General features: G+C 61.1%; 22 protein-coding genes. 16 read left to right on the top strand and 6 right to left on the bottom strand.

Annotated features, from left to right (window positions below; genetic code table 11):
* Positions 1–48: 48 nt before the first annotated feature.
* The gene (locus tag M2401_RS13790; protein WP_259103561.1) at positions 49–978 is read left to right on the top strand and encodes a LysR family transcriptional regulator; all 930 of its coding nucleotides are present in this window, start codon (positions 49–51) and stop codon (positions 976–978) included.
* On the opposite strand, the gene M2401_RS13785 is transcribed toward M2401_RS13790, so the two are convergent.
* Both M2401_RS13785 and M2401_RS13780 read right to left on the bottom strand, forming a co-directional pair.
* Positions 945–1,754 carry a phytanoyl-CoA dioxygenase family protein gene (locus tag M2401_RS13785; RefSeq protein WP_259103559.1) on the bottom strand — a complete coding sequence of 270 codons (810 nt, stop codon included), beginning with the start codon at positions 1,752–1,754 and terminating at the stop codon, positions 945–947. The genes M2401_RS13790 and M2401_RS13785 overlap by 34 nt on opposite strands.
* A 251-nt stretch (positions 1,755–2,005) precedes the next feature.
* Complete coding sequence (locus M2401_RS13780; RefSeq protein WP_259103558.1) at positions 2,006–2,299, bottom strand: hypothetical protein; 294 nt, start codon at positions 2,297–2,299, stop codon at positions 2,006–2,008.
* On the opposite strand from M2401_RS13780, the gene M2401_RS13775 reads away from it, so the two are divergent.
* The 8 genes from M2401_RS13775 to M2401_RS13740 are packed head-to-tail and all read left to right on the top strand — an operon-like array spanning position 2,298 to position 9,685.
* Complete coding sequence (locus M2401_RS13775) at positions 2,298–3,149, top strand: transporter substrate-binding domain-containing protein (RefSeq protein WP_259103556.1); 852 nt, start codon at positions 2,298–2,300, stop codon at positions 3,147–3,149. The two genes, M2401_RS13780 and M2401_RS13775, sit on opposite strands and share 2 nt — an antisense overlap.
* 9 nt (positions 3,150–3,158) lie before the next feature.
* Positions 3,159–3,806, top strand: coding sequence for an amino acid ABC transporter permease (locus M2401_RS13770; protein WP_259103555.1), 648 nt, complete (start codon positions 3,159–3,161; stop codon positions 3,804–3,806).
* Positions 3,803–4,462 carry an amino acid ABC transporter permease gene (locus tag M2401_RS13765; RefSeq protein WP_259103554.1) on the top strand — a complete coding sequence of 220 codons (660 nt, stop codon included), beginning with the start codon at positions 3,803–3,805 and terminating at the stop codon, positions 4,460–4,462. The genes M2401_RS13770 and M2401_RS13765 overlap by 4 nt, the downstream gene beginning before the upstream one ends.
* A 32-nt stretch (positions 4,463–4,494) precedes the next feature.
* Positions 4,495–5,277: an amino acid ABC transporter ATP-binding protein gene (locus M2401_RS13760; protein ID WP_409033928.1), complete on the top strand. Its 783-nt coding sequence runs from the start codon at positions 4,495–4,497 to the stop codon at positions 5,275–5,277.
* Between the two features lie 28 nt (positions 5,278–5,305).
* Positions 5,306–7,690, top strand: coding sequence for a xanthine dehydrogenase family protein molybdopterin-binding subunit (locus tag M2401_RS13755; RefSeq protein ID WP_259103553.1), 2,385 nt, complete (start codon positions 5,306–5,308; stop codon positions 7,688–7,690).
* Entirely contained in the window at positions 7,687–8,517 is an 831-nt protein-coding gene (locus tag M2401_RS13750) for a xanthine dehydrogenase family protein subunit M (RefSeq protein WP_259103552.1), read from the top strand. The genes M2401_RS13755 and M2401_RS13750 overlap by 4 nt, the downstream gene beginning before the upstream one ends.
* On the top strand, positions 8,514–8,993 hold the full coding sequence (locus tag M2401_RS13745) for a (2Fe-2S)-binding protein (protein WP_259103551.1): 480 nt from the start codon (positions 8,514–8,516) through the stop codon (positions 8,991–8,993). Before M2401_RS13750 ends, M2401_RS13745 begins: the two co-directional genes overlap by 4 nt.
* Positions 8,994–9,013: 20 nt before the next feature.
* Complete coding sequence (locus tag M2401_RS13740) at positions 9,014–9,685, top strand: SRPBCC family protein (protein ID WP_259103549.1); 672 nt, start codon at positions 9,014–9,016, stop codon at positions 9,683–9,685.
* A gap of 20 nt (positions 9,686–9,705) precedes the next feature.
* On the opposite strand, the gene M2401_RS13735 is transcribed toward M2401_RS13740, so the two are convergent.
* Complete coding sequence (locus M2401_RS13735) at positions 9,706–10,218, bottom strand: MarR family winged helix-turn-helix transcriptional regulator (RefSeq protein WP_259103547.1); 513 nt, start codon at positions 10,216–10,218, stop codon at positions 9,706–9,708.
* A 375-nt stretch (positions 10,219–10,593) separates the two neighbouring features.
* Between M2401_RS13735 and M2401_RS13730 the strand changes: the two genes are divergently transcribed.
* From M2401_RS13730 to M2401_RS13710, 5 genes are all read left to right on the top strand, one after another.
* A complete protein-coding gene (locus M2401_RS13730; RefSeq protein WP_259103545.1) occupies positions 10,594–11,859 on the top strand; it encodes an amidohydrolase/deacetylase family metallohydrolase in 1,266 nt (421 codons plus the stop codon).
* A 14-nt stretch (positions 11,860–11,873) separates the two neighbouring features.
* Positions 11,874–13,451, top strand: a complete 1,578-nt coding sequence (gene hpxZ, locus M2401_RS13725; RefSeq protein ID WP_259103544.1) for an oxalurate catabolism protein HpxZ — start codon at positions 11,874–11,876, stop codon at positions 13,449–13,451.
* Positions 13,448–14,671, top strand: a complete 1,224-nt coding sequence (locus tag M2401_RS13720; RefSeq protein WP_259103541.1) for an amidase — start codon at positions 13,448–13,450, stop codon at positions 14,669–14,671. Before hpxZ ends, M2401_RS13720 begins: the two co-directional genes overlap by 4 nt.
* The gene (locus tag M2401_RS13715; protein ID WP_259103539.1) at positions 14,671–16,278 is read left to right on the top strand and encodes a gamma-glutamyltransferase family protein; all 1,608 of its coding nucleotides are present in this window, start codon (positions 14,671–14,673) and stop codon (positions 16,276–16,278) included. Before M2401_RS13720 ends, M2401_RS13715 begins: the two co-directional genes overlap by 1 nt.
* Before the next feature lie 129 nt (positions 16,279–16,407).
* The gene (locus tag M2401_RS13710) at positions 16,408–16,920 is read left to right on the top strand and encodes a sigma-70 family RNA polymerase sigma factor (protein ID WP_259103534.1); all 513 of its coding nucleotides are present in this window, start codon (positions 16,408–16,410) and stop codon (positions 16,918–16,920) included.
* 12 nt (positions 16,921–16,932) lie between these two features.
* On the opposite strand, the gene M2401_RS13705 is transcribed toward M2401_RS13710, so the two are convergent.
* Positions 16,933–18,120 carry an MFS transporter gene (locus tag M2401_RS13705; protein ID WP_259103530.1) on the bottom strand — a complete coding sequence of 396 codons (1,188 nt, stop codon included), beginning with the start codon at positions 18,118–18,120 and terminating at the stop codon, positions 16,933–16,935.
* A gap of 156 nt (positions 18,121–18,276) precedes the next feature.
* Entirely contained in the window at positions 18,277–19,368 is a 1,092-nt protein-coding gene (locus tag M2401_RS13700) for an NADH:flavin oxidoreductase/NADH oxidase (protein WP_259103529.1), read from the bottom strand.
* An 89-nt stretch (positions 19,369–19,457) separates the two neighbouring features.
* Here M2401_RS13700 and M2401_RS13695 point away from each other — a divergent pair, with 89 nt between their 5' ends.
* Entirely contained in the window at positions 19,458–19,757 is a 300-nt protein-coding gene (locus M2401_RS13695) for a helix-turn-helix transcriptional regulator (protein ID WP_259103527.1), read from the top strand.
* On the opposite strand, the gene M2401_RS13690 is transcribed toward M2401_RS13695, so the two are convergent.
* The gene (locus M2401_RS13690) at positions 19,748–19,984 is read right to left on the bottom strand and encodes an AbrB/MazE/SpoVT family DNA-binding domain-containing protein (RefSeq protein WP_259103526.1); all 237 of its coding nucleotides are present in this window, start codon (positions 19,982–19,984) and stop codon (positions 19,748–19,750) included. The two genes, M2401_RS13695 and M2401_RS13690, sit on opposite strands and share 10 nt — an antisense overlap.
* A 121-nt stretch (positions 19,985–20,105) precedes the next feature.
* Here M2401_RS13690 and M2401_RS13685 point away from each other — a divergent pair, with 121 nt between their 5' ends.
* Positions 20,106–22,454 (top strand): membrane-bound PQQ-dependent dehydrogenase, glucose/quinate/shikimate family, encoded by a 2,349-nt coding sequence (locus M2401_RS13685; protein WP_259103524.1) that lies wholly within the window; start codon positions 20,106–20,108, stop codon positions 22,452–22,454.
* Positions 22,455–22,497 lie beyond the last annotated feature (43 nt).

The raw sequence follows: 22,497 nt of genomic DNA, 5'->3' as shown, positions 1-22,497 counted from the left end.
CCTGCTGAGTAATTGAATTGATACCTCATGTAATCAATAGAGACGTCTATGCCTCGCCATTTCGATGATGTGCAGTTGGGCAGTATCGAGCTTTTCTGTCTGGCGGTTGAATTCGCAAGTTTTACCGCCGCAGCCAATGCGGCCGGGGTGACGCCTGCGGCGGTCAGTCGCTCGGTGTCGCGCCTTGAAGAACGCCTGGCGGTACGCCTGTTCGTGCGAACCACGCGGCACATCCGCCTGACCGACGCAGGGCGCAGCTACTACGAACAGTGTCGGCAGGCCTTGGCGCAGTTGGTGGACGCTGAGCGGGAAGTGACAGGCCGACAGAAAGCCCCCAGCGGCGAGATCCGCATCAGCGCGCCCACGCCTTATGCGCACTATCGTCTGCTGCCCAGGCTTGCAGAGTTCCGCCTGCTGTATCCGCTGGTCAAGGTCACGGTGCATGTCAGCACCCGCAATATCGATTTTGCCGAGGAAGGTTATGACCTGGTGGTGCGTGGCAAGGCACCGCAAGATACCTCGCTGATTGCACGGCCTTTGGAGGACGCCGAACTGGTCATCGCCGCATCACCTGCTTATTTGCAGGAACGGGGTACGCCAGCAAGTCTTGAAGATTTGCAAAACCACGACTGCATTCAGTTCGAACTGTCGAGCAGCGGGCGTAACGTGCCGTGGCTGTTTGTCGACAAGGGCAAGAGCCTCAGTCTGCAGACCTCTGGCAACGTCACCTGTCTGGAGGATTACCTGGCCACGATCACCATGGCCCGACACGGCGCCGGGCTGGTCCAGGCCTACCGCTTTGTCGTCCAGGACGACATGGCTCGCGGTAGCCTGGTCGAAGTGCTGCGTGACTACGGCGGCGCCAGCAGGCCGTTTCTTTTACTGTATCCCCACGCCAGGCATGTTCCGTTGCGGGTCAGGACGTTGATCGAGTTTCTGACCGATCATCCGCCCTTGACCTCGCCATCACGGTACTGACCCCAGGCCTGATGCAGTTGCTCCATCGAGGCCGGATCGTAATCGATGCCTGGCAGGGCTTCGCTGTCCCAGTGGCCGAACAGGTCTTCGCCGCGAACCAGGGTGGCGCGGCGGCGGCCTATGGTGGAGGTGACATCGGTGGGAATGTAGAAGAAGGCAAAACCGATGCGCCGATCATCGGTGGTGTTGCAGCGTGAGCTATGGGCGGTGCGCTCGTGGTGGATCGAGAACTCTCCGGCGAGCAACGGCATCTCCAGGCCAAGGCTGTCATCCACGCCGACCAGCGACTGCCCCTTGGCGAGCATGTTGTCTGCGGCAAAGGTCTCCTCATGCAGATAGTCCGGCTCGTGATGGGAGCCCGGCAGGATACGCAAACAGCCGTTTTCCGCCGTCGCATCGGTAAAGCCGACCCATACCGTGACCTCCTTGTGCGGCGCCAGGCCGAAGTAGGTCGAGTCCTGATGCCAGGACACATAGCGCGGGTCATTGGCATTCTTGGCGAACACGGACGCGCCGAATAAAAGGATATTCGGCCCGATCAGGTCTTCGACCGCATCGAGGATCCGGGGATTGCGTGCCAGTTCGACAAAGGCCGGAGAAGCGAGGTGAGCCTTGATCTTCAGCGAGCGGTTGGCATCCTCACCCACATGCGCCTCATAGGCCTCGATCCGGGCGCGGTAACCGGCCGCGTGTTCGGTGCTCATGGCGCGAAAGGGATACACGTAGCCGTGTTGCTGGAAATGCTCGACTTGTGCTGGGGTCAGGTGCTTGGTCATGGCGGGTCTCTTAGGGATGAAGTGTCAACGATCCCCTTAGCGAGAAGCGTGCCGATACCGCACACATGGCCCGAAAACCCTTGAAAACACTGGATTAAAGCCTGCGATAGGACAGCTAATACAAATAGGTGCCATACCACATAAATAGCCATTTTAAGTAAACATGCTTTGTAGTCACGCATGTGGTGTGTTGATGAAAAGCCAATATAAACAGGGATATACGCCGTCTCTTTGGTGCTCGTCAGGATGTTTTACGCCCGCCAATCAAGACTCAATCGTATTTGCAGCAGGTGCGACACTTTGATCAATTGAGAGGCATGCCACATAGTTTCAGGATTATTTTGGTGCGGTTCTGCCCTTGGCGTGCCCGGAACCGCCCAATTGAAATGCTCAGTAGCGCCGAAACCCTTTAAAACAGAGGGCCGGCCGAACAAAAAATTATGTGGCATGCCACTTGCTTCGTTCCATGCAGCGCCTCCCGGTGCTGCCACCTCCGGTTCATTCTGATGAACCGGTTTCAAATGGACCCAGCAAGGAATTTCCATGACGGCTCTACTGCACAACCTCAAGTGTCGCAAGCTCATAGGCAAGTCGGTGGTGACATTGGTGATGGCGATGACCGCAGCACTGGCCAATACGGCCATGAGTCATGCGGCTACCCTCGATGAAGTCAAAAGCCGCGGCTATCTGCTCGTGGCAACCGAAGATGACTATCGTCCCTTTGAGTTCATGGAAGAGGGCAAGGCCACCGGTTACGACAATGAACTGTTGGCCCTGGTGGAAAAATCCTCCGGGGTGAAAATCCGCCAGCAAGTGTTGCCCTGGGCGGGGATCCTGCCAGGGGTGACCACCGGCAAGTACGACATGGCGCTGTCGGCAGTACTGGTGACCACGGCGCGCAAGGCCACCTTCGACTTCTCGTCGCCCACCGCACAAACCACCACTTATTTTGCGACCAAGAAAGGCAGTTCGATCCTCAAGCCAGAGGATTTGATCGGCAAAACCGTCGGCGCCGAAACCGGTAGTGCGATGCTCACCGATCTCAAGGACTTCGATACCAAACTCAAGGCCAAAGGCAAGGGCCTCAAGGAAATCGTCGAATACCACGGTTATCCCGAAGCCTATCAGGACCTGGGCAATGGTCGTCTCGACGCTGTCGCCAACACTGACCTGTCATTGATTTCGCTGGTCAAGGAGCGCAGCGACATGTTCGTCATGGGCAAGCCGATCGGTGAACCGACCTACCTGGCCTGGGCCGTGGCCAAGGGCAACACCAGTGTCTTGAAAATGGTCGACACCGCACTGCTTGAGCTGCGCAAGAACGGCGAGATGTATCGCCTGCAGAAGAAATGGCTCGGTGAAAGCCATGAAAACATGCCTGCCAACGTTAACTGACAGACGCCCATGACCGCATACGACTACTGGAGCATCTTGCTCGGCGCCTTATCGACGATAGGGGTTTCGCTGGTCAGCATCATCATCGGCGTACCGCTGGGGCTGGGACTGGCCCTGGTACGCTGGGGCAAGGTGCCGGTAGCTCGACAGCTGGTGTTCACCTACGTGAGTATCATGCGTTCGTGTCCGGCGGTGACGCTGATCCTGTTGATCTTCTTCGCCTTGCCGCAGTTCGGCATCTCTCTGGACCCGGCGACGGCAGGCATTCTCGCGTTGACGCTGTCGACCGCTGCGTTCAACTGCGAGGTCTGGCGCGGCGCGTTGATTGCCTTCCCGCAACAGCAATACGATGCAGCTCTGGCTTTCGGCATGCGCCGGGGCCAGCGCCTGCGCCTGATCGTTCTGCCCCAGGTGTGGCGTTCGAGCCTTCCTGGCCTGGTCAATGAAATGACCATGTTGCTCAAGTCCAGCCCGGCCGTGGCCGTGATCGGCATGGTCGAGATTACCCGTGCCGCCCAGCGGGTCGGGGCGCGCACCTATGACCCGCTGCCACCGTTTATCTTCGCTCTGCTGCTCTATAGCGTGATCGTTTACCTGTTGATTCGCCTGCAGCGCCATCTTGAACGCCGCAGTACCGGGCAAGAGGTGGCCGTATGAGCAATGATTTCCTGACCATCTGGGGCCAGTTGCCGGATATCGGCAGCGGCTTCCTCAATACCATCATCCTGGTGTGCATTGCCGCGTCGGCTTCGTTGCTGCTGGGGATTGTGCTGACGCCGATGCTGATGTCTTCGCGTCCCGGCATCGCCCGTGTCGCCAACGGCTTCTGCGACGCCATGCGCTGTGTGCCGTTCCTGTTGTTCGTCTACCTGATCTATTTCGCCTTGCCGTCCATGGGCGTGCGCCTGTCCAACTGGACCAGCGGCGTGCTGGCACTGGTGCTGTATAACTCGGCCTACATGGCGGTGCTGCTGCGCGCGGCGTGGCAGGACTTGCCCGCTGACACCATCGAGTCGGCGCGGGCCTTCGGTTTTCACGGCGTAGGCCTGATGCGCCGGATCATCATGCCCCAGGTGCTGATGCGAGCCATTCCCAGCCTGGGCAATCAGCTGATTCAGATCGTCAAGGACAGCGCCTTTCTTTCGATCATCGCGGTGACCGAGCTGACCAGTGTGATGAACTCGATCCAGTCCACTTACTTCATTCCGTTTGCTGCGTTTCTCTCGGCGGTGCTGCTGTATTGGCTGCTGTGCCTGTGCATCGAGATCCTGACCAGCCTTCTGTCCCGCTACGCCGAGGAGCGTCGAACGTGAACGCACTGCATCAATCCCCCGACACTGCGCCTGTGGCGACGCAGACCAAGGTGCTGCAATTGCAGGGCATCTCCAAGTGGTTCGGTGATAACCACGTCCTCAAGGATGTGTCCCTGGACGTCATGAACGGCGAGGTCGTCTGCCTGTTGGGGCCGTCTGGCTGCGGCAAATCCACCTTGTTGCGCTGCATCAACTGGCTGGAACAGCCCAACGCCGGCAGCGTGTTCCTCAATGGTCAGCGCATGGGTGCACACAAGGGCGGGCTGAAAATGAACGACGCGGATCTGGCGCAGATGCGTTCGCGGATCGGCATGGTCTTCCAGCATTTTGCCTTGTGGCCGCACCTGACCGTATTGCAGAACATCATGCAGGCGCCGTTGCATGTGCTCAAGCGCGACGCTGGCGAGGTGCGCCAGGAAGCCCTGGCGCTGCTGGCCAGGGTCGGTCTGGCGGAGAAAGCCGAGATGTTTCCCGCGCGTTTGTCCGGCGGCCAGAAGCAACGCGTGGGGATTGCCAGGGCGCTGGCGATGAAACCGGACATTCTGCTGTTCGACGAGCCCACCAGTGCCCTGGACCCGATGCTCGTCGGCGAGGTGCTGGAAGTGATCCGCGACCTGGCAGGCGAGGGCGCGACCATGGTTATCGTCACCCATGAAATGGAATTTGCCCGCCAGGTCGCCAGCCGCGTGGTGTTCATGGATGCCGGTGTGGTCGTTGAAAGCGGTGCGCCGGCACAGTTCTTCGGCGCGCCCCAGACCCAGCGGGCGCAGCAGTTTCTGGCGCGTTTCCACGGCGGCACGCCAGCGGCGCGTTAACCCACTTTATGCCACACAGAGGCCAGCTATGACTGTCGAATCACAACCCTCCAGCCAGGGCATCGGTGCTTCGCTCTCACGCAAGGAAGACGATCGCTTCATGCGCGGACGCGGCAACTACATAGGCAATATCCGCTTTGCGGGCATGCGTGACGTCGCGTTCGTGCGCAGCCCGATCGCCCACGGTCACATCCTGCAGATCGAAAAACCCGAGGGCCAGGAAAGCGCCGTCTACACCATCGATGACCTGATCGGGGTCAAACCCATCGTCGCCAATTCCGGCCTGCCCGGCTTCAAGACCTCCGAGCAGCCGGTCCTGGCCAAGGGCAAGGTGCGCCAGGTCGGCGAGATGATCGCCATGTGCGTGGCTGACAGCCGCGCCGAAGCCGAGGATATCGCCAGCGCGACGTTCGTTGACTTCGACGAATTGCCCGCTGTGGTCGATATGCTGGCCGCCCGTGAGCCCGGTTCGGCACTGGTTCACGAGCACTGGGGCGATAACGTCTTTCTGGAAACCCATGTCGATGCCGACCTTGATGAGATTCGCCAACGGGCGGACATCCATGTTCACCGCGTGCTGCGCACTGCCCGGCAAAGCATGGCGCCCATGGAAGGCCGCGGCGTAGTCGCCTATTGGGATCGCCGCCTGAGCCAGTTGGTGGTGTACACCTCGGCGCAGATGCCGCATATCAATCGCACCGGCCTGGCCGGTTGTCTGGGGCTGGATGAAGGCAGCGTGCGGGTAATCTCCCCGGATGTCGGCGGCGGCTTCGGTTACAAGGGCATTCTGTTGCCGGAAGAAGTCTGCGTAGCCTGGCTGGCCATGCATCTGGATCATCCGGTGCGCTGGATCGAGGATCGCCGCGAGCAACTGGTGGCCAATGCCAATTGCCGTGAACACCATTACGACATCCATGCCTACGCCGACCGTGACGGTCGCCTGCTGGCGGTGGACTGTCTGGCTCATGTGGACTCCGGGGCTTATTCGTCCTACCCGTTTTCCGCTTGCCTGGAAGCGGCGCAGGTCGCCAGCATCCTGCCTGGCCCTTACAAAATGGAGCGCTACCGCTGCCGCACCTGGTCGGTGGCGACCAACAAGCCGCCGATCCTGCCGTATCGCGGCGTGGCCCGAACCGGCGTGTGCTACGCCATCGAGACAGTGATGGAAGCCATTGCCGTCGAGGCGGGCCTGGAACCCTCCGAGGTACGTCTGCGCAATCTGGTTCTGCCTGAAGAAATGCCTTATGACAACATCACCCGTAAACACTTCGACAGCGGCGATTACCCCGAGTCAGTGCGCCGGGCCATGCGCGCGATCGATCTGCCCGCCGTGCGCGCCCGTCAGCAACAAGGCGAGGCGGATGGGCGGCTGATCGGCGTGGGCATGGCGGTGTTTTGCGAGCAGGGCGCTCATGGCACCTCGGTGTATTTCGGCTGGGGCATCCCCATGGTGCCCGGCCGCGAACCGGCCAGCCTGCGTCTGACCCCGGACGGCATCCTGGAAATTCGAGTCGGCGTGCATTCCCACGGGCAGAGCATGGAAACCACCCTGGCGCAGATCGCCAACGAAGTGCTGGGCGTTGACCCGCAGCGGGTGCGGATTGTCTTTGGCGATACTGGCATGACCCCTTATTCCACCGGGACCTGGGGTTCGCGCTCCATTGTCATGGCCGGTGGCGCCGTAGGGCAGGGCTGCAAGTTGCTGCGCGAACGCCTGCAACACGTGGGCGCCTGGCTGCTCAAGGACCCGCAGGACAGCGTCACCTGGGTCGACGGCGGCGTCACTGGCCCGTCGGGGCAGATCGGTTTGAGTGAGCTGAGCCGGATCTGGTATCTGCAGCCCCAGCGTCTGCCCCCCGATACCCACGAAGGCGGTTTGGAGGTGCACACCACCTATCAGGCCCAGCGCGACACCGGGACCTTCAGCTATGCCTGCCACGCCGTGGTGGTCGCGGTGGATCCGCAACTGGGCAAGACCGAGATACTCGATTACGCCATCGTCGAAGACGGCGGCAAGCTGATCAACCCGATGGTCGTCGATGGCCAGGTCTATGGCGGTGCCGCCCAGGGCATTGGTACTGCGCTGTACGAAGAAATGCTCTACAGCAAGGAAGGCCAGCCCCTGGCCTCGACCCTGGCCGATTACATTTTGCCGGGGGCCACCGAGGTGCCGTCGATTCGTATCGAACATATGGAAACCCTGGCGCCTTATACCTCATTCGGCCAGAAAGGCATCGGTGAGAGCGGCGCAATCGGTTCGCCTGCCGCGATCGCCAACGCCATCAACGACGCCTTGCGCCCGCTGGGTGTGGAAGTCTCGCAATTACCTCTATCACCGCGGGTGGTGTTTGCCGCGCTGGCAGGAAAGCGCCGTCAAGCCAAGTCCAAAGAGCCCATGGAGGTGCTGTCATGAAGGCGGTGATGTTCGATTATCAGCAGCCGACCAACGCCCTTGAGGCCGTCAAACTGCTTCAGGCCAGCGACGGCATGGGCAAGATCGTTTCCGGCAGCCAGTCCCTGGGGCCGATGATGAATCTGCGCCTGGTGCAGCCCGAGCAGTTGATCGACGTACGTCAACTGAGTGAACTGCGTGCCTGCGTGGAAGAACCGGGCGCAGTCATCCTCGGCGCGGCCACGACCCACGCCAATATCGAAGACGGTGTAGTCGCCGACCCGTCACAGGGCCTGATGCCGTTCGTGGCCAAAGGCATTGCCTATCGTGCGGTGCGCAATCGCGGCACCTTGGGCGGCAGCCTGGCCCATGCCGATCCGGCGGCAGACTGGGTCAATGTCATGGCCTTGCTCGACGCGGACATTTTGCTGCTTGGGCCGAATGGCGAGCGCAGTGTCAAGGCGGACACCTTCATGATCGGCGCCTTTACCACCGAGCTGGCCGAGGACGAAATCATTCGCGCCGTGCGCATCCCGCGCCTGAGCGCCAGTGCACGCTGGAGCTATTACAAGTTCAATCGCAAGACCGGCGAGTTTGCCGAAGCCATCGCCGCCTTTGTCGATGACCCGCAGCGCGGGGTGCGTCGGGCGATTATTGGCGCGGTGGATGGCGCGCCCCAGGTGATCGAACAGGCCGGTGCGCTGATCGATGCCTGGAACGATCAATTGGCCGATCCCTGGCTCTTGGCCGCCGGCATCGAGCCAGACAGTTACGAATATGAGACCCGTCGTGTTGCGCTGCAGCGCGCGGCCCGGCAACTGTCCAGCCCCCGAGGAACCCTGGCATGACCCAATTGATACTCACGGTCAACGGCAAGCAGGTCAGCGCGGATGTCGAACCGCGCACCCATCTGGCCGACTTCCTGCGTGAAGAGCGCGGCCTGACCGGCACCAATATCGGCTGCGAGCAGGGTGTTTGCGGCGCCTGCACTCTGATGATCGACGGTGCACCCATGCGCTCCTGCATCGTCTACGCGTCATCCTGCAACGGCGCAGAAGTGCGCAGTATCGAGGACTTCGACAATGATCCGGTGATGATCGAACTGCGTGCTGCGTTCACTGCCGAACATGCCCTGCAATGCGGTTACTGCACCCCCGGCATTCTCGCCACTGCGCGGGATATCGTGCTGCGCATTCCCGACGCCGACGAGGCGCGGATTCGTCATGAACTGTCCGGCAATCTCTGCCGTTGCACCGGCTACGTGGGGCTGGTCAAGGCCATCAGCCGGGTCCTTGAACAACGTCGCAAACGGCTGTCGGCCTGACAGCCACGAGGAAAGAATTGATGGATATCGAACAAAGTTTCAGCGTGCCTTTCAGCCCGGACCTGGTCTGGAAGAGTTTTCTCGACGTCGAGGGCATCGTCACCTGCCTGCCCGGTGCTTCTCTCACGGCGCCGCCCCAGGATGATCAGTTGAGCCTGGCCATGACCGTCAAGCTCGGCCCCATCGTTGCTGCGTTCAAGGGCGAGGGCGAAATGAAGCTCGACGAGAGCGGCCACAGCGGTGTCGTCAGCGGCCAGGGCAGCGACCGCAAGAGCGGCTCGCGGGTCAAGGGCACGGCGCAATTCGTACTGCTGCCGGAAAACAACGGGACCCGGGTCAATATCGTCGTCGACTATTCCATTACCGGCTCCCTTGCGCAGTTTTCCCGTGGCGGCATCGTCCGTGAGCTCGCCACACGGATGACCGACGCCTTTGCCGCCAACCTCAAGCTGCGCCTGGAAGCGGCCAATGAGGAGTTGGAAGCAGCGCCTGTGCAAGCGCCGATGCCCGAGAGCGGTGCCATTGCAGATGCGTCACCGGTCCAGCCTGAACCTGCGGCCAAGGCTTACAGCGCCGCCCCGCAAGCAGCTCCCCTGGATCTGGGCAATATGTTCTGGAGCCTGTTGCTCAATCGCCTGCGCAGGCTGTTCGGCCTGAAGGAAAAGCAGCGTTGCCCGACCTGCGGCAAATGACGGGCCGGAGTGGGTAGATTCTATTCTCGCTCCAGCTTGAACGGCGCGCTGCCCACATCATTGTTGGCTTCGACCAAGCGGATCAGCTGGAGCATGAACAGGGCGCGCTGCTCTTCGGGAATCTGTTCGATGGTGCGGTCGTGGGCGCGCTGGACGTGCGCATCCATCTTCTTCAGCAGATAGAGCCCCTTGCGGCTGAGCTTGACCAGCTTGACCCGCCGATCCTCGGTGCTTTGGCGGCGTTGCAGCAGGCCACGGGTCTCCAGGCGCGGGATCACTTCAGCAACGCTGGTGCGTTCAAGGCCGATCTCGTGGGACAGCGAGTTCTGGTCCATTTCACCGTGGGTGCTCAGCGCGGTCATCAGGCTGTACTGCACCGGCGTGATGTTGAATTCCCGGGTTTCACTGAGGAATAACCCGACGTGAATCTGGTGCAAGCGCCGAATCAAAAAGCCAGGGCGGCCGAGCAGGGATGAGCGGCCAAGCGCAGCATCCAGCTCCGTTTTCAGGTCATCGTCTTGCATCGTACTCATAAGCAACGCAAACCCTGTGTCAGTCATCTAGTCGAAAGCGTCGATTATAGCGATAAAAGTGGCATGCCTCCTTGTTTTTAAATGCTTCTTGCCGCCAGTTTATCTGGATGGTCAGCTGCGTCAGATCAAGGATAACCATCAGATAATGTGGTATGCCACTTAGTGCGCAAGCATGGTGCGCAGGGGCTTTAAATGGTGCAGGAGGCATTCTCCAGACTCACTGCGGCGAGCCAATAAAGAAGGTATGCCACATTTATTTTAATAAAATATTATCGTTATTAATCAGATACATATGTTTTATATTGTTCTAGGATAAAACGCATTGGCACATTGATTGCGTCGAGGCTCGTACTCAAGGCATTTCAAGAGACACTCATGAAAAACATCCTTCTCTACGGTGGTCGTGTCATCGATCCGGCAAACTCTATCGATACCCTGTGCGATCTATTGATTGAAGGGGATCGCATCAAGGCGGTCGGTCAACTGCGGGGCACCGACGCCGCTCAAGGCGCCGAGCTGATCGATTGCAGCGGCAAGCTGGTCTTGCCTGGCCTGATCGATACCCATAGCCACGTTTATCAGTACGTCACCGGGCGCTTTGGCCTGAATGCCGATATGTGCGGCGTGCATTCCGGGGTCACGACCCTGATCGACCAGGGTGGGGCGAGTTGCATGACCCTGCCGGGCTTTCGCCAGTTCATCGTCGAACCGTCCGAGAGCCGCGTACTGTCGTTCATTTCGGCGTACCTGGTCGGGGGGCTGGAGGGGCATTTTTACCCGGAACTGTATCGCCCCGAATGCGCGGACGTTGCCGCCACGGTGAAATCGGCCTTGGCCAACCGCGATATCGTCAAAGGGATCAAGGCCCACGCTGAACTCGGCGGCTTTGCCCGCTGGGGCCTGGATGTCATGAAGAAGGCCGCGCAAATCGGTGAGCAGACGTCGCTGCCGGTGTATATCCACTTCGGCCAACTGTGGCCGATGCCGGACGAGCCCACCTACGACATCGATCCGGACAGCATCTTCCCCCAGGTCCTCGACGTGCTGAAGCCCGGTGATGTGCTGGCGCATCCCTTCAGCCGGCATCCCGGCGGTTTCGTCGAGCAGAACGGCGAGATGCATCCGCTGGTCAGCGAGGCCATCGCCCGCGGCCTGAAAGTCGACGTAGGCCATGGTTCGCACTTCAGCTACAAGATGGCCGCCAAAGTGATCGAGGCGGGTGTGGTGCCCGATACCCTGGGTTCCGACATGCATGGCTACAACACCACAGTTCCGGCACCGGCCGGCACCCCGGACGAGCATCCGGACGAAGAGCACCTGTTTGCCGGCACCTCGCGCTTTAGCCTGGTGTCGACCATGGTCAGCATGATGGCCCTGGGTTTGAGCCTTGAACAACTGGTGCCGATGGTCACCAGCAACGCCGCAAGACTGGCGGGTATGAGCGATGAAATCGGCAGTCTCGGCGTTGGCCGTGAAGCCGATGTCAGTGTGCTCAGTGACGAGGAGGGCGCCTGGCTGCTGCGCGATAACGAAGGCACCGAAGTGATCGCCAGGCGCATGCTGCAACCGCTGTTCTGCCTGCGTGCGGGCAAACGCTTCGATGCCACCGCAGCAATCCTGCCTGTCCCTCGCGTCGCCTGATAAAGGGTTCAGCCATGACTGCTCAATCGTTCTCGCCTGAGGCAGATGACCTCGCCCTGCAAGGCGCCCTGACCCGGCTTTACGCGGTGCGCCCGGTATGGGCCGCCGTGCGCAGTGCCCGCGAGGCTACAGGGCTGGCACCGATGACCCTGCTGCACGCCGGGCCGCCGTTCAGCGACCCCTGTCAGCCCAGTGCGCCGGTTTTGTCCTCCGCTGTATTGTGCTGCCTGTATGAAGGTTGGGCGGATACGCAAGCCGAGGCCGAGGCGATGATTGCTGATGGTCGGGTGAAACTGCTGCCAGCCCAGAGCCATCGGGTTGTCACGCCCCTGGCGGCGGTCATTTCACCGTCCACCAGCCTTGTCGAAGTGCGCGACGGCGGGCAAACCAATGGCCCGCGCTGCTGGTCATTGCTCGGCAGCGGAGCGGGTGCGCAGTTGCGTTTCGGCAGCCGGGATCCGGCGATTCTTGCCCGTATGAGCTGGCGTGATCAGCATCTGGCGCCCGCGCTACAGGCTGCCCTGAGCAAAGCGCCGATCGAGCTGATACCCCTGGCGGTGGCGGGGCTGCGCGGCGGTGATGATCTGCACAGCCGCACGACCTCTGCGACCACGGCGCTGTTGCAGCGCCTGTCCTCGGCAGTTGATGCCGATGTCACCGCCATGCTCGAAAACACCCCGCTGTTTTTCCTGACGCTATGGATGGCCAGCTGTTACCTGATGCTTGACGCGACGCGCAGCAGCGACCCGAGCCAATCGACGAAACTGCTACTGGCTCTGGCTGGCAATGGCAGCGACGCGGGTGTGCGCCTGGCGGATGACCCCGATCGTTGGCTCATCGCCCCGGCCCATGTTCCCCAGGGCCCGCGACTGGGGCCGGAGCTGATCGAGGCCTGTCCGATGCTCGGTGACAGCGGTGTGATCGATGCCGCCGGGTTTGGTGCTCAGGCCTGGTTTTATGCGGTAGACACAGCCGAGCCCTTGAACGGCTGGTTGCCGGGCGGGACAAATAAGCGTGCGGCCTGGCTGGTCGGCGCTGCGCCGCAATTCAGTATGTTCGGCCTGGGCAGTGCCATTGATGCTTCGCGAGTCGTTGATGGCGAACTCACGCCACGGGTGGCGATTGCCATGCTGGACGCCAAAGGCGCAAAGGGTTTGCTCGGGCGCGGGGTCTGCCTGACCGATCCGGCGCTGTTTGGCGCTGTCAGAACGGGCATGCCCATTAACGATGCATCAACACTGGCGAGCCTCAACCATGCGTTCGAACGCTATGAGCGGGCTCTCACCAGTAACGACGTCGCCGTACTCGACGAACTGTTCTGGGACAGCCCCCATACCTTGCGCTACGGTGCCGGGGAGCATTTATACGGCTACGACGCGATCCAGGCGTTTCGTCGCGCCCGTCCCGGTAAAGGGCTGGAGCGCAAGATTCTGCAACGTTCTGTCACCAGCTTTGGTCGGGACTTTGCCGTGACCAATATGGTGTTCAGCCGCGAAGGGCAGGCGCAGCTTGGGCGGCAGACGCAAAGCTGGGTGCGCATGGACGGCCATTGGCGCATCGTTGCCGCTCACGTCAGCGGGATGAGCCTGTGAACCCGTACCTGTGGCCGGGCCTGCACGGTGCGTTCGTGACCGACGGCTTTGGAGAATTGCCGTCACCCGTCGAAGTGGTTAATGAACCGCGTCTGAAATATATGCGCCTGGCCGTGAAAGATGTCTTTGCCATCGACGGCATGACCTGTGGCGCGGGGAATCCGCAGTGGCTGGCGCAGCAGTCCATTGCCGGAGAAACAGCCCCGGTCGTGCGCATGCTGTTGGCCGAGGGCTGCCAATGGATCGGTAAAACCGTGACCGACGAGCTGACGTACAGCCTGGCCGGGATCAATGTTCACTACGGCACTCCGGTCAACCCCGTCGATGCCGAGCGTTTGCCCGGTGGCTCTTCATCCGGTTCGGCAGTGGCCGTGGCGGCAGGGCATGCGGACCTGGCCCTGGGCACTGACTGTGGCGGCTCGATTCGCCTGCCGGCCAGTTATTGCGGGCTGTGGGGGATTCGGCCTACCCACGGGCGGGTCGCGGGCCATGGCTGTTTTAGCCTGGCGCACAGTTTCGACACCGTCGGCTGGTTCGCCCGTGATGCAGGCACCCTGGGCACAGCTCTGGAGTGCCTGCTGCACAGCCGCCTTGCGGTTTCTGCCTCGCGCTGCGTAAAACTGTTGGTCAGCGAGGATGTGATCAATCTATTGGATGAGCCGGTGCAACGGGCGTTCGAACACTGGTTGCTGGAGCAGGCGATTGTCTATCGACGATTGCCTGCCGGCACGTTGCCGTTGGACAGTTGGGCCCAGGCGTTGCGCACCTTGCAGGCCGCAGAGATATGGCAGCAACATGGTGCGTGGGTACAGCGCACGACGCCGCAGTTCGGTATCGATGTCGCCCAGCGCTTTGCCGCTGCGGCCCTGATTTCCCCTGAACAAGTCCTGGCCGCCGCACAGGTACGCAGCCAGGCGCAAAGCCTGCTGACGCAGCTGTTGAGTGAAGATCATCTGCTGCTGTTGCCGCCGGTTCCGGGTGTCGCGCCCAGGCTTGATGCATCTGCGCAGGAGGTCAACGATACCCGCGCGCGTTCGCAAAAACTGCTGTGCCTGGCCGGGCTGGCAGGGCTGCCGCAAGTGGTTATGCCCTGGCAGCGGATCGATGGTGCGCCGGTGGGGCTGTCGATAATGGGGTCACGTTTTGCTGATGAGGCGGTCTTCGAAACAGCAAGTCTTCTGCACCATCAATCTATCGTTCAATCTTCCGGGAAACGCTGATGCCGCATACTCTCAATCCAGCCCGAGGCACACGAGCCATGGCCGTCGCGCCACATTCCCTGGCGGCGCAAAGCGCCCTGGCCGTCATGCGCGAAGGCGGTAACGCTGTGGAAGCGATGATTGCCGCTGCGGCGACTATCGCAGTGGTCTATCCCCACATGAATAGCCTGGGCGGTGATGGTTTCTGGCTCATCGCCAAACCGGGGGAAAAGCCCATGGCCCTGGATGCCTGCGGCGCAGCGGCAGCGGGGGCCTCGCTGGAAGGTTATCGCGAGCGCGGCTTGCAGAGCATTCCCTTTCGCGGCGGGCTGGCGGCCAATACGGTGGCTGGCACCGTCTCGGGCTGGCAGGCTGCATTTGACTGGCAAAGTGAGTGCCTGGGCGGGCGCTTGCCACTGCCGCGCCTGCTTGAGGATGCGATTGGCTACGCTCGGGACGGTATTCCAGTCACCGCCAGCCAGAGTCGCTGCACCCTCGACAAACAGGCGGAGCTGACCTCAGTCAACGGTTTCGCCTCGACGTTCCTGCTCAATGGGCAAGCGCCGCTGACCGGGCAACGCTTCAAGCACCCGCGCCTGGCCGACACCCTTGAGCGCCTGGCCAGTGCTGGGCTAAGCGACTTTTACCGTGGCGACCTGGCGCACAGCATCGCCCAGGAGCTGGAAGCGGCGGGCAGCCCCCTGCGCCTGGAAGACCTGCAACGCCACCGTGCCGACTGGCGCGAACCCTTGGTCCTCAAGCATTCACGAGGGCAGGTCTACAACTTTCCACCGCCGACCCAGGGCCTGGTGTCGTTGCTGATCCTCGGCCAACTGGATCGCTTGCTGACGCCGGACATGGACGCACTGGGCGCGCCGTTCGTACATGCCTGCGTTGAGGCGACCAAGCGGGCGTTTGCCATTCGCGATCGCCACATCACTGATCCGGCTTATATGGAGCATGAGGCTCAGAGCTTCCTGACCCCGGAACGCCTTGATGCCATGGCCAGCGCGTTCGATGCCGATCAGGCCGCGCCCTGGGGCCAGGGCGTCGGTCCTGCCGATACGGTATGGATGGGAGTGGTGGACGGCGAGGGCGTGTCGGTCAGTTTCATTCAGAGCCTCTACCATGAGTTTGGCAGCGGTATCGTGCTGCCAACCAGCGGCCTGAACTGGCAGAACCGGGGTTGCAGCTTTTCCCTCGACCCGACCGCACGCAACCCGCTGACGCCGGGACGCAAACCCTTTCATACCCTCAACCCGGCCATGGCCCGGCTCGACGATGGGCGCACGCTGGTCTACGGCAATATGGGTGGCGACGGGCAACCGCAGTCGCAAAGTGCGGTGTTCAGCCGCATCGTGACCTTCGGCATGAACCCCCAGGCCGCCATCGACGCACCGCGCTGGCTGCTGGGGCGGACCTGGGGCAACAGCAGCGACAACCTCAAACTGGAGGCGCGCTTCTCACCCGACTGCGTCGATAGCCTGAAAGCACGCGGCCATGATCTGCAAATTCTTGAGGATTACGACGAAAGCATGGGCCATGCAGGAGCAATCGTTCGTCACCCGGATGGCTTGCTGGAAGGGGGTAGCGACCCACGCAGTGATGGCGCCGTGGCCGCGTGGTAATAGGCAAACATTAATTCAATTAAGGAATATAAAAATTCGTTTTAAATATTATAAAGAATAAGTCTTCCTTGCTAGCATCACGCCACCGGAACACCGGACATACAGCACACCCCATTTTCAGGAGCCTTCATGTCCGGCACCTATGCAACTCACACTGAATACGTGGGCGGTTTGTTCAACAGTCATTACAACTGGCTGTGCAACCGCTTGCGCCACTCTCTGCACGAAGGTATCAGCGCCGAAGACGTGGCTGCCGATGCTTTCATCCAGTTGCTTTCGCGCCCTGAAATACTGCCGATCCATCAGCCCCGGGCTTTGCTTACGACCATCTCCCGGCGCCTTATCTATGAACTGTGGCGCCGCCGGGACCTGGAACGGGCTTATCTGCAGGCTTTACAACACGAAGAAGACGCCGAGGTGACGTCGCCTCAGGATCTGGCCCAGATGCTCCAGACCCTGGCCGCGATTGAAAGACTCCTCGATGGGCTGCCCGCCAAGGTCAAGGCCACCTTTTTGCTGTCCCGGGTCAATGGCCTGACTTATCCGCAGATCGCTGAAGAGTTGGGTATCTCCCAACGCTCGGTCAGCGTTTACATGGTCCAGGCCATCCAGCGCTGTGTCTGCCGGGGTGTCGACTTATGAGGTACGAATGCCTCAATCCCCACCCTTCATCCGTCGCGCCAGCAGATAAAGCCCTAGCCCGACCAGTGCCGTCGCCGCACCGATATAACCGGTACTGGTCCAGCCCAGTCCGGCAGTGATCGCCATCCCGCCGAACCAGGGACCCAGGGCATTGGCCAGGTTGAACGCCGCATGATTGGACGCCGCCGCCAGGCTTGGCGCTTCGTGGGCGATATCCATCAGGCGGATCTGCAAGGGGGCTGCCAGGGCGACCATGGTTCCGACCAGACCGATGGCGAGCATCACGCTCCACAATGCACCGGCAGCGAAGGTGAAGAACAGCAGCACCGCTGTCGACCACACCAGAATCAGGCCCACCGCGCGGAACTGCATGCGGTCGAATAGCTTGCCACCGATGATATTGCCGGTGATGCCACCGATGCCGAAAGCTGCCAGGCCAAAAGGGATCATCTGCGGGCTGACGCGGGTCACGTCGAGCATGGTCGGGGCCAGGTAACTGAAGACACAGAACATCCCGGCAAAGCCGATGGCACCGATGGACAGGGCCATCCACACCTGAGGCTTGGTAAAGGCGCGCAGCTCCTTGCGTGGGTCGCTGCGCGGTTCATCATGACGATCGGGCACGAAACGCCAGACCAGGGCGATGGTGCAGACGGCAATCAGCCCCACCAGCAGGAATGCCGAGCGCCAGCCGAAAAACTGGCCGAGGAACGTCGCGACAGGGTTGCCTAGCAGCATCGCCAGGGTCAGGCCCATCATCACTCGCGCCACGGCACCGGCACGCTGGTCGGTCGGCACCATGCTTGAGGCGACCACCGCAGCGATGCCGAAATAGGCCCCATGGGGCAGGCCGCTGATAAAACGAAAGGCAATCAGGCTGCCAAAAGTCGGGGTAAAAGCCGTGGCTAGGTTGCCCAAGGCGTAGAGCAGCATCAGCAACAGGAGCATGTGTTTACGCAGCAACCTGGCGCCGAGAATGGCCAGCAGCGGCGCACCAACCATCACCCCAAGGGCGTAGGCACTGATGGCATGGCCGACCTGGGGTTCGCTCAGGTGCAGGTTGCTGGCGATGTCGGGCATCAGGCCCATGATGGCGAATTCGCCGGTACCGATGGCGAAGCTGCCCACGGCCATGGCCGCTTCCATTTTGGCGGCGGCACGCGCGGGCAGGACATGCCCGTGTGTTTGCTGGATGGACATGGCTTGCTCCATTGAATATGGGAAAACCGCCGATCCTAACAATCGACGGTGAAGGCGTCTAGAACAGCCTTTTGCGGGAGAGTTCCCGGCGCGGGTCCCTCATTGAAGCGGCTTGGGCCGAAGATGCCGCCCTGGCGGCGGCATCCGGCGAACCACTCAGCGGTAGCGTTCGAGCCAGTGCGCGTAAGGCGCGGGAAGGGTCCAGGAAGCCTTGTCGACACCCAGTTCCTTGGCGGCAAAGTATGCCCAGTGCGGATCGGCCAGATGGGCGCGACCCACGGAAACCAGATCCAGCTGACCATTGGCAATGGCTTCATGGGCCAGTTGCGGAGTACCAAAGCCCCAGGCGGAGGTCACCGGCAGGCCGGCTTCACGGCGCACACGCTCAGCGATCGGGCCCATGAACGCGGGGCCCCACGGGATGTTGGTTTCCGGGATGGTGAAACCGACACTGACGCTGAGCAGGTCGAGACCACCGGCCTTGAAGCGCCGCGCCAGTTCAATCGACTCGGTCAGGGTCTGCTCGTCACGACCGTCATACTCAAGAACGCCGAAACGTGCGGTAAGCGGCAGGTTTTCCGGCCACACTTCACGTACAGCGGCCAGGGTTTCGAGGAGGAAACGGCTGCGGTTGTCGAAGCTGCCGCCGTAGGCATCGGTACGCTGGTTGGAGTGCTCGGAGAAGAAACTCTGGGCCAGGTAACCATGGGCGAAGTGTAGTTCGATCCATTCAAAACCGGCTTCACGGGCACGACGCGCGGCATCGACGAAGTCCTGGCGGACCCGGGCGATGTCGTCCAGGGTCATTTCCCGAGGCACTTTTGGCAGGTGAGCACCGAAGGCGATAGGGGAAGCGCCGATGGTCTGCCAGCCATTGGCGTCGGACTCGGCGATATGATCGTCACCTTCCCAGGGCCGATTGGAGCTGGCCTTACGCCCGGCGTGGGCGATCTGAATGCCCGGCACGGCACCGGCCGCCTTGATCGCCTGCACCGCCGGGATAAACGCCTGGGCATGGGCATCGCTCCAGATGCCGGCGCAGCCAGGGGTGATACGGCCTTCAGGTGCCACGGCGGTTGCCTCAACCACCACCAGCCCTGCGCCGCCCCGGGCCATACTGGCCAGATGCACATGGTGCCAATCGTTGATGATGCCGTTGTCGGCCATGTACTGACACATGGGTGGAATCGCGATGCGATTGCGCAGGGTGACGTCCTTGAGGGTGAACGGCTCGAACAGTGCTGACATGGGTAGATTCCTGAGGGGATGGTAATTCGTTTGTTCGATAGTATTCGAACTATGGCGTAAATTGAAGCCCCCCGTTATTATCTGACCCCATGCGAGCCTTCAAACATCCACCCCCATCCGACTTCGTCCTCGAGCGTGTGCTTTACGCCCTGAGCGACCCTGTGCGCCTGGACATCGTCCGTTGTCTGTCGCGCGTCGTCGAGGCATCCTGCGGCGAACTGGATGGCGGTCGCCCCAAGTCCAGTGTTTCCCACCACTTCCGGGTCTTGCGCGAAGCGGGGCTGGTGCAGGCCCGCAATGTCGGGACCACACACATGAACTCGTTGCGAACCGAAGAGCTCAATGAGCGTTTTCCGGGATTGCTCGAGTGCATCCTGTCTCAGGTTTGAGGATTACCTTTTTCGTCGAAGGCAGACACCAGTTCATCGATGCGATCAGGCACCCTCGGAGTCTTTGACAGAACCAGGCAGCGCTGCGTGCCCACGTATTCCTCAATGAGGAACAACGAATCGCCGACGTCGACCCCCAACTCCTGTAGCGCCTGATCCGGTATGCGGATCGCACCGTCACCGTCCCATTCTTCAATGGTGATCTTGATTGCCGTTGTGTTTTCCATGGGTTTTCCTGGTCTGGAAGTATGTGGCGGCGATTCTACTCGCCTTGCGCCATTGCAACGCCCTGAGTCCTCGGAGGTCAGAGCCATCAGCGTAGGAGTTTTCCAATAGGGCGGGCGCTTCATGGTGTTGAAGTTCACAAGTATCGTCATGGCGATATTGGCTGTTGCTGTTATGTATATGGGCTGCGGACTGCTGGCCGTTGGCGGCACTCCAGCCTATGCCCTGATCGGTACAGGCGTGCTGATGACCGCGGCGTTGTTGTTCCTCAGGAAGAGGGCAGCGCTGACGTTTTACGCCCTGTTGATGTGGGCGATTCTGGCGTGGATCGTTGGCGAGGTCGGCTTCGATAAGTGGCAGTGGATCCCGCGCGGTGATGTGTTCGCCCTGCTGGGATTGTGGCTGGCGTTGCCGCCGGTGGTACGTCGGCTGACGGTAAACGGACGGGGCTTTCATCCGTTTCTCGGCGGCACCGTGTTGCTGATGATGGCGTTGGTGGCTGGCCTGCTGTTCTACGACCCCTATCCGCAGCTGGGCACAATCAGCAATCCGCCGTCTGCCGGGGTGGCCGGTGGAGCAGGGGACGATTGGGCCGCTTACGGCGGCAGTAACGACGGCCAACGCTTCTCCAGACTCGATCAGATTGCCCTGGGCAACGTGAAAAACCTCAAGCTCGCCTGGGAATATCACACCGGCGATCTGCGCGATCCGGACAAGGATGCCGGCGAATATACCTTTGAAGCGACGCCGCTGAAGGTCAATAACCAGCTCTACCTCTGCACCGCGCATAACGAAGTGCACGCCCTCGACCCACAGACCGGTCACCTGAACTGGAAGTACACGCCGCAGAAAATTCGCTCCTATCTTCAGCAGCACCAGACCTGCCGGGGCGTCAGCTACTACGCGGCACCTGACAGCCAGGCTGCAACGGCGCAGTGTGCGAAAAGGATCATTACTGCTACCGCAGACGCCAAACTAATTGAGCTGGACGCCGACACCGGCAAGCCCTGCGAAGATTTCGCAGAGAACGGGATCCTCGACCTGAGCGCCAATATGGGCAAGATCCGTCCCCATGCCCTGATGCAGACGGCCGCCCCCCTGGTAGCAGGCAAGCTGATCATTGTCGGCGGGTCGGTGATGGACAACGGTTACAACGCGGGCAACCCGTCCGGGGTGATCAGGGCCTACGACGTGCTCAGCGGCAGGTTGGTGTGGAACTTCGATCCGGCCCAACCGCAGAACACTCAACCCATTGTTGCTGATCAGGACTACGCCCAGGACACGCCCGTAGCCTGGGGCACCCTCAGCGCCGACATGGGCAATAGTCTGGTCTACATACCTTTTGGCAACGCCTCGCCGGATGAGCTGGGGCGCAACCGTGACCCTGACAGTAACACCGAGAAGTTCCGCGACACATTGGTCGCCCTGGATCTGCAAACCGGTGCTTTCAAGTGGAAATTCCAGACCTCATACAACGACCTGTGGGATCGCGATAATCCCGCGCAGCCGTCGCTGATCGATCTGGGCGAGGAGGGCCGCAAGCAACCGGCGGTGGTATTGCCGACCAAGACCGGCAATATTTTCGTGCTCAACCGACTAACCGGTAAACCGATTATTCCGGTGGACCAGGTCAAGGTTTCGACCCAGGGCGGCGTGGCCGGTGAACATTTTGCCAGCAGTCAACCGGTATCCCGGCTCAACTTCATCCCAGAACCGCTCAGCGAAAAAGCCATGTGGGGGCTGACGCCTTTCGATCAGATGTCCTGCCGCATCAGCTACCGCAAGTTGCGCTATGACGGCAATCCGTGGACGCCCGGCACCGAGTCGGGAACCCTGGTATTTCCGGGCAATATCGGCGTATTCAACTGGGGATCTGTGGCGGTTGACCCGCAACGGCAGTTGCTGATCGCCGCTCCGGTACGCCTGGCCTACCGTTACACCTTGTTCAAACGTAGCGCTGCCAATGCCGAGCAGCGCTTGTTTACCGAAGAAGGCAAACCGTACTGGAACGAAAACTTCGAGGGCGACTACGCAATCCGGATCAAGCAGTTCGTCTCCGCACTGGATATCCCCTGCATCGCGCCGCCCTGGGGTACCATGGTCGGCGTTGACCTGAACAGCGGAAAGACCCAGTGGCTGCGCCGTATCGGCACCACCAAAAACCTGAAGACCAGTTTTCTGCCGGGCGGTTTTCCCATTGCTCTACCAGTAGGCATGGTGGCCCACGGCGGGCCGTTGATTACAGCAGGCGGGGTGGTTTTCCACGGTTCGACCGCCGATAACTTTTTTCGCGCCTACAACGTCAATACGGGCGAGCTGCTTTGGCAGACTGAATTGCCTGCAGGCGGGCAGGCCACGCCTTCCACGTATATAGGCCGGGACGGCAAGCAGTATGTGGTGATTGCTGCCGGTGGTCACGGCGCCATGGGGGTGACGCTGGGGGACAGTGTGATGGCGTTTCGTCTGGAGTAAGTGTCATGGAATCAGGCCTATGCCGCAGGGCGTGAAATCGTCG

It is taken from the genome of Pseudomonas sp. JUb42, assembly GCF_024807945.1.
Taxonomy (GTDB): Bacteria; Pseudomonadota; Gammaproteobacteria; order Pseudomonadales; family Pseudomonadaceae; genus Aquipseudomonas.
The sequence above is the reverse complement of the archived record's forward strand: the minus strand, read 5'-3'. Positions and strand labels throughout refer to the sequence as shown.

Coding starts and splice junctions, on each gene's coding strand:
- M2401_RS13695 (WP_259103527.1), top strand. CDS start 19,458: ATGCGAGCCTTCAAACATCCACCCCCATCCGACTTCGTCCTCGAGCGT.
- M2401_RS13780 (WP_259103558.1), bottom strand. CDS start 2,299: ATGGAAATTCCTTGCTGGGTCCATTTGAAACCGGTTCATCAGAATGAA.
- M2401_RS13715 (WP_259103539.1), top strand. CDS start 14,671: ATGCCGCATACTCTCAATCCAGCCCGAGGCACACGAGCCATGGCCGTC.
- M2401_RS13705 (WP_259103530.1), bottom strand. CDS start 18,120: ATGTCCATCCAGCAAACACACGGGCATGTCCTGCCCGCGCGTGCCGCC.
- M2401_RS13755 (WP_259103553.1), top strand. CDS start 5,306: ATGACTGTCGAATCACAACCCTCCAGCCAGGGCATCGGTGCTTCGCTC.
- M2401_RS13790 (WP_259103561.1), top strand. CDS start 49: ATGCCTCGCCATTTCGATGATGTGCAGTTGGGCAGTATCGAGCTTTTC.
- M2401_RS13785 (WP_259103559.1), bottom strand. CDS start 1,754: ATGACCAAGCACCTGACCCCAGCACAAGTCGAGCATTTCCAGCAACAC.
- M2401_RS13730 (WP_259103545.1), top strand. CDS start 10,594: ATGAAAAACATCCTTCTCTACGGTGGTCGTGTCATCGATCCGGCAAAC.
- M2401_RS13740 (WP_259103549.1), top strand. CDS start 9,014: ATGGATATCGAACAAAGTTTCAGCGTGCCTTTCAGCCCGGACCTGGTC.
- M2401_RS13765 (WP_259103554.1), top strand. CDS start 3,803: ATGAGCAATGATTTCCTGACCATCTGGGGCCAGTTGCCGGATATCGGC.
- M2401_RS13685 (WP_259103524.1), top strand. CDS start 20,106: ATGGTGTTGAAGTTCACAAGTATCGTCATGGCGATATTGGCTGTTGCT.
- M2401_RS13700 (WP_259103529.1), bottom strand. CDS start 19,368: ATGTCAGCACTGTTCGAGCCGTTCACCCTCAAGGACGTCACCCTGCGC.
- M2401_RS13775 (WP_259103556.1), top strand. CDS start 2,298: ATGACGGCTCTACTGCACAACCTCAAGTGTCGCAAGCTCATAGGCAAG.
- M2401_RS13750 (WP_259103552.1), top strand. CDS start 7,687: ATGAAGGCGGTGATGTTCGATTATCAGCAGCCGACCAACGCCCTTGAG.
- M2401_RS13690 (WP_259103526.1), bottom strand. CDS start 19,984: ATGGAAAACACAACGGCAATCAAGATCACCATTGAAGAATGGGACGGT.
- M2401_RS13745 (WP_259103551.1), top strand. CDS start 8,514: ATGACCCAATTGATACTCACGGTCAACGGCAAGCAGGTCAGCGCGGAT.
- M2401_RS13770 (WP_259103555.1), top strand. CDS start 3,159: ATGACCGCATACGACTACTGGAGCATCTTGCTCGGCGCCTTATCGACG.
- M2401_RS13710 (WP_259103534.1), top strand. CDS start 16,408: ATGTCCGGCACCTATGCAACTCACACTGAATACGTGGGCGGTTTGTTC.
- hpxZ (WP_259103544.1), top strand. CDS start 11,874: ATGACTGCTCAATCGTTCTCGCCTGAGGCAGATGACCTCGCCCTGCAA.
- M2401_RS13735 (WP_259103547.1), bottom strand. CDS start 10,218: ATGAGTACGATGCAAGACGATGACCTGAAAACGGAGCTGGATGCTGCG.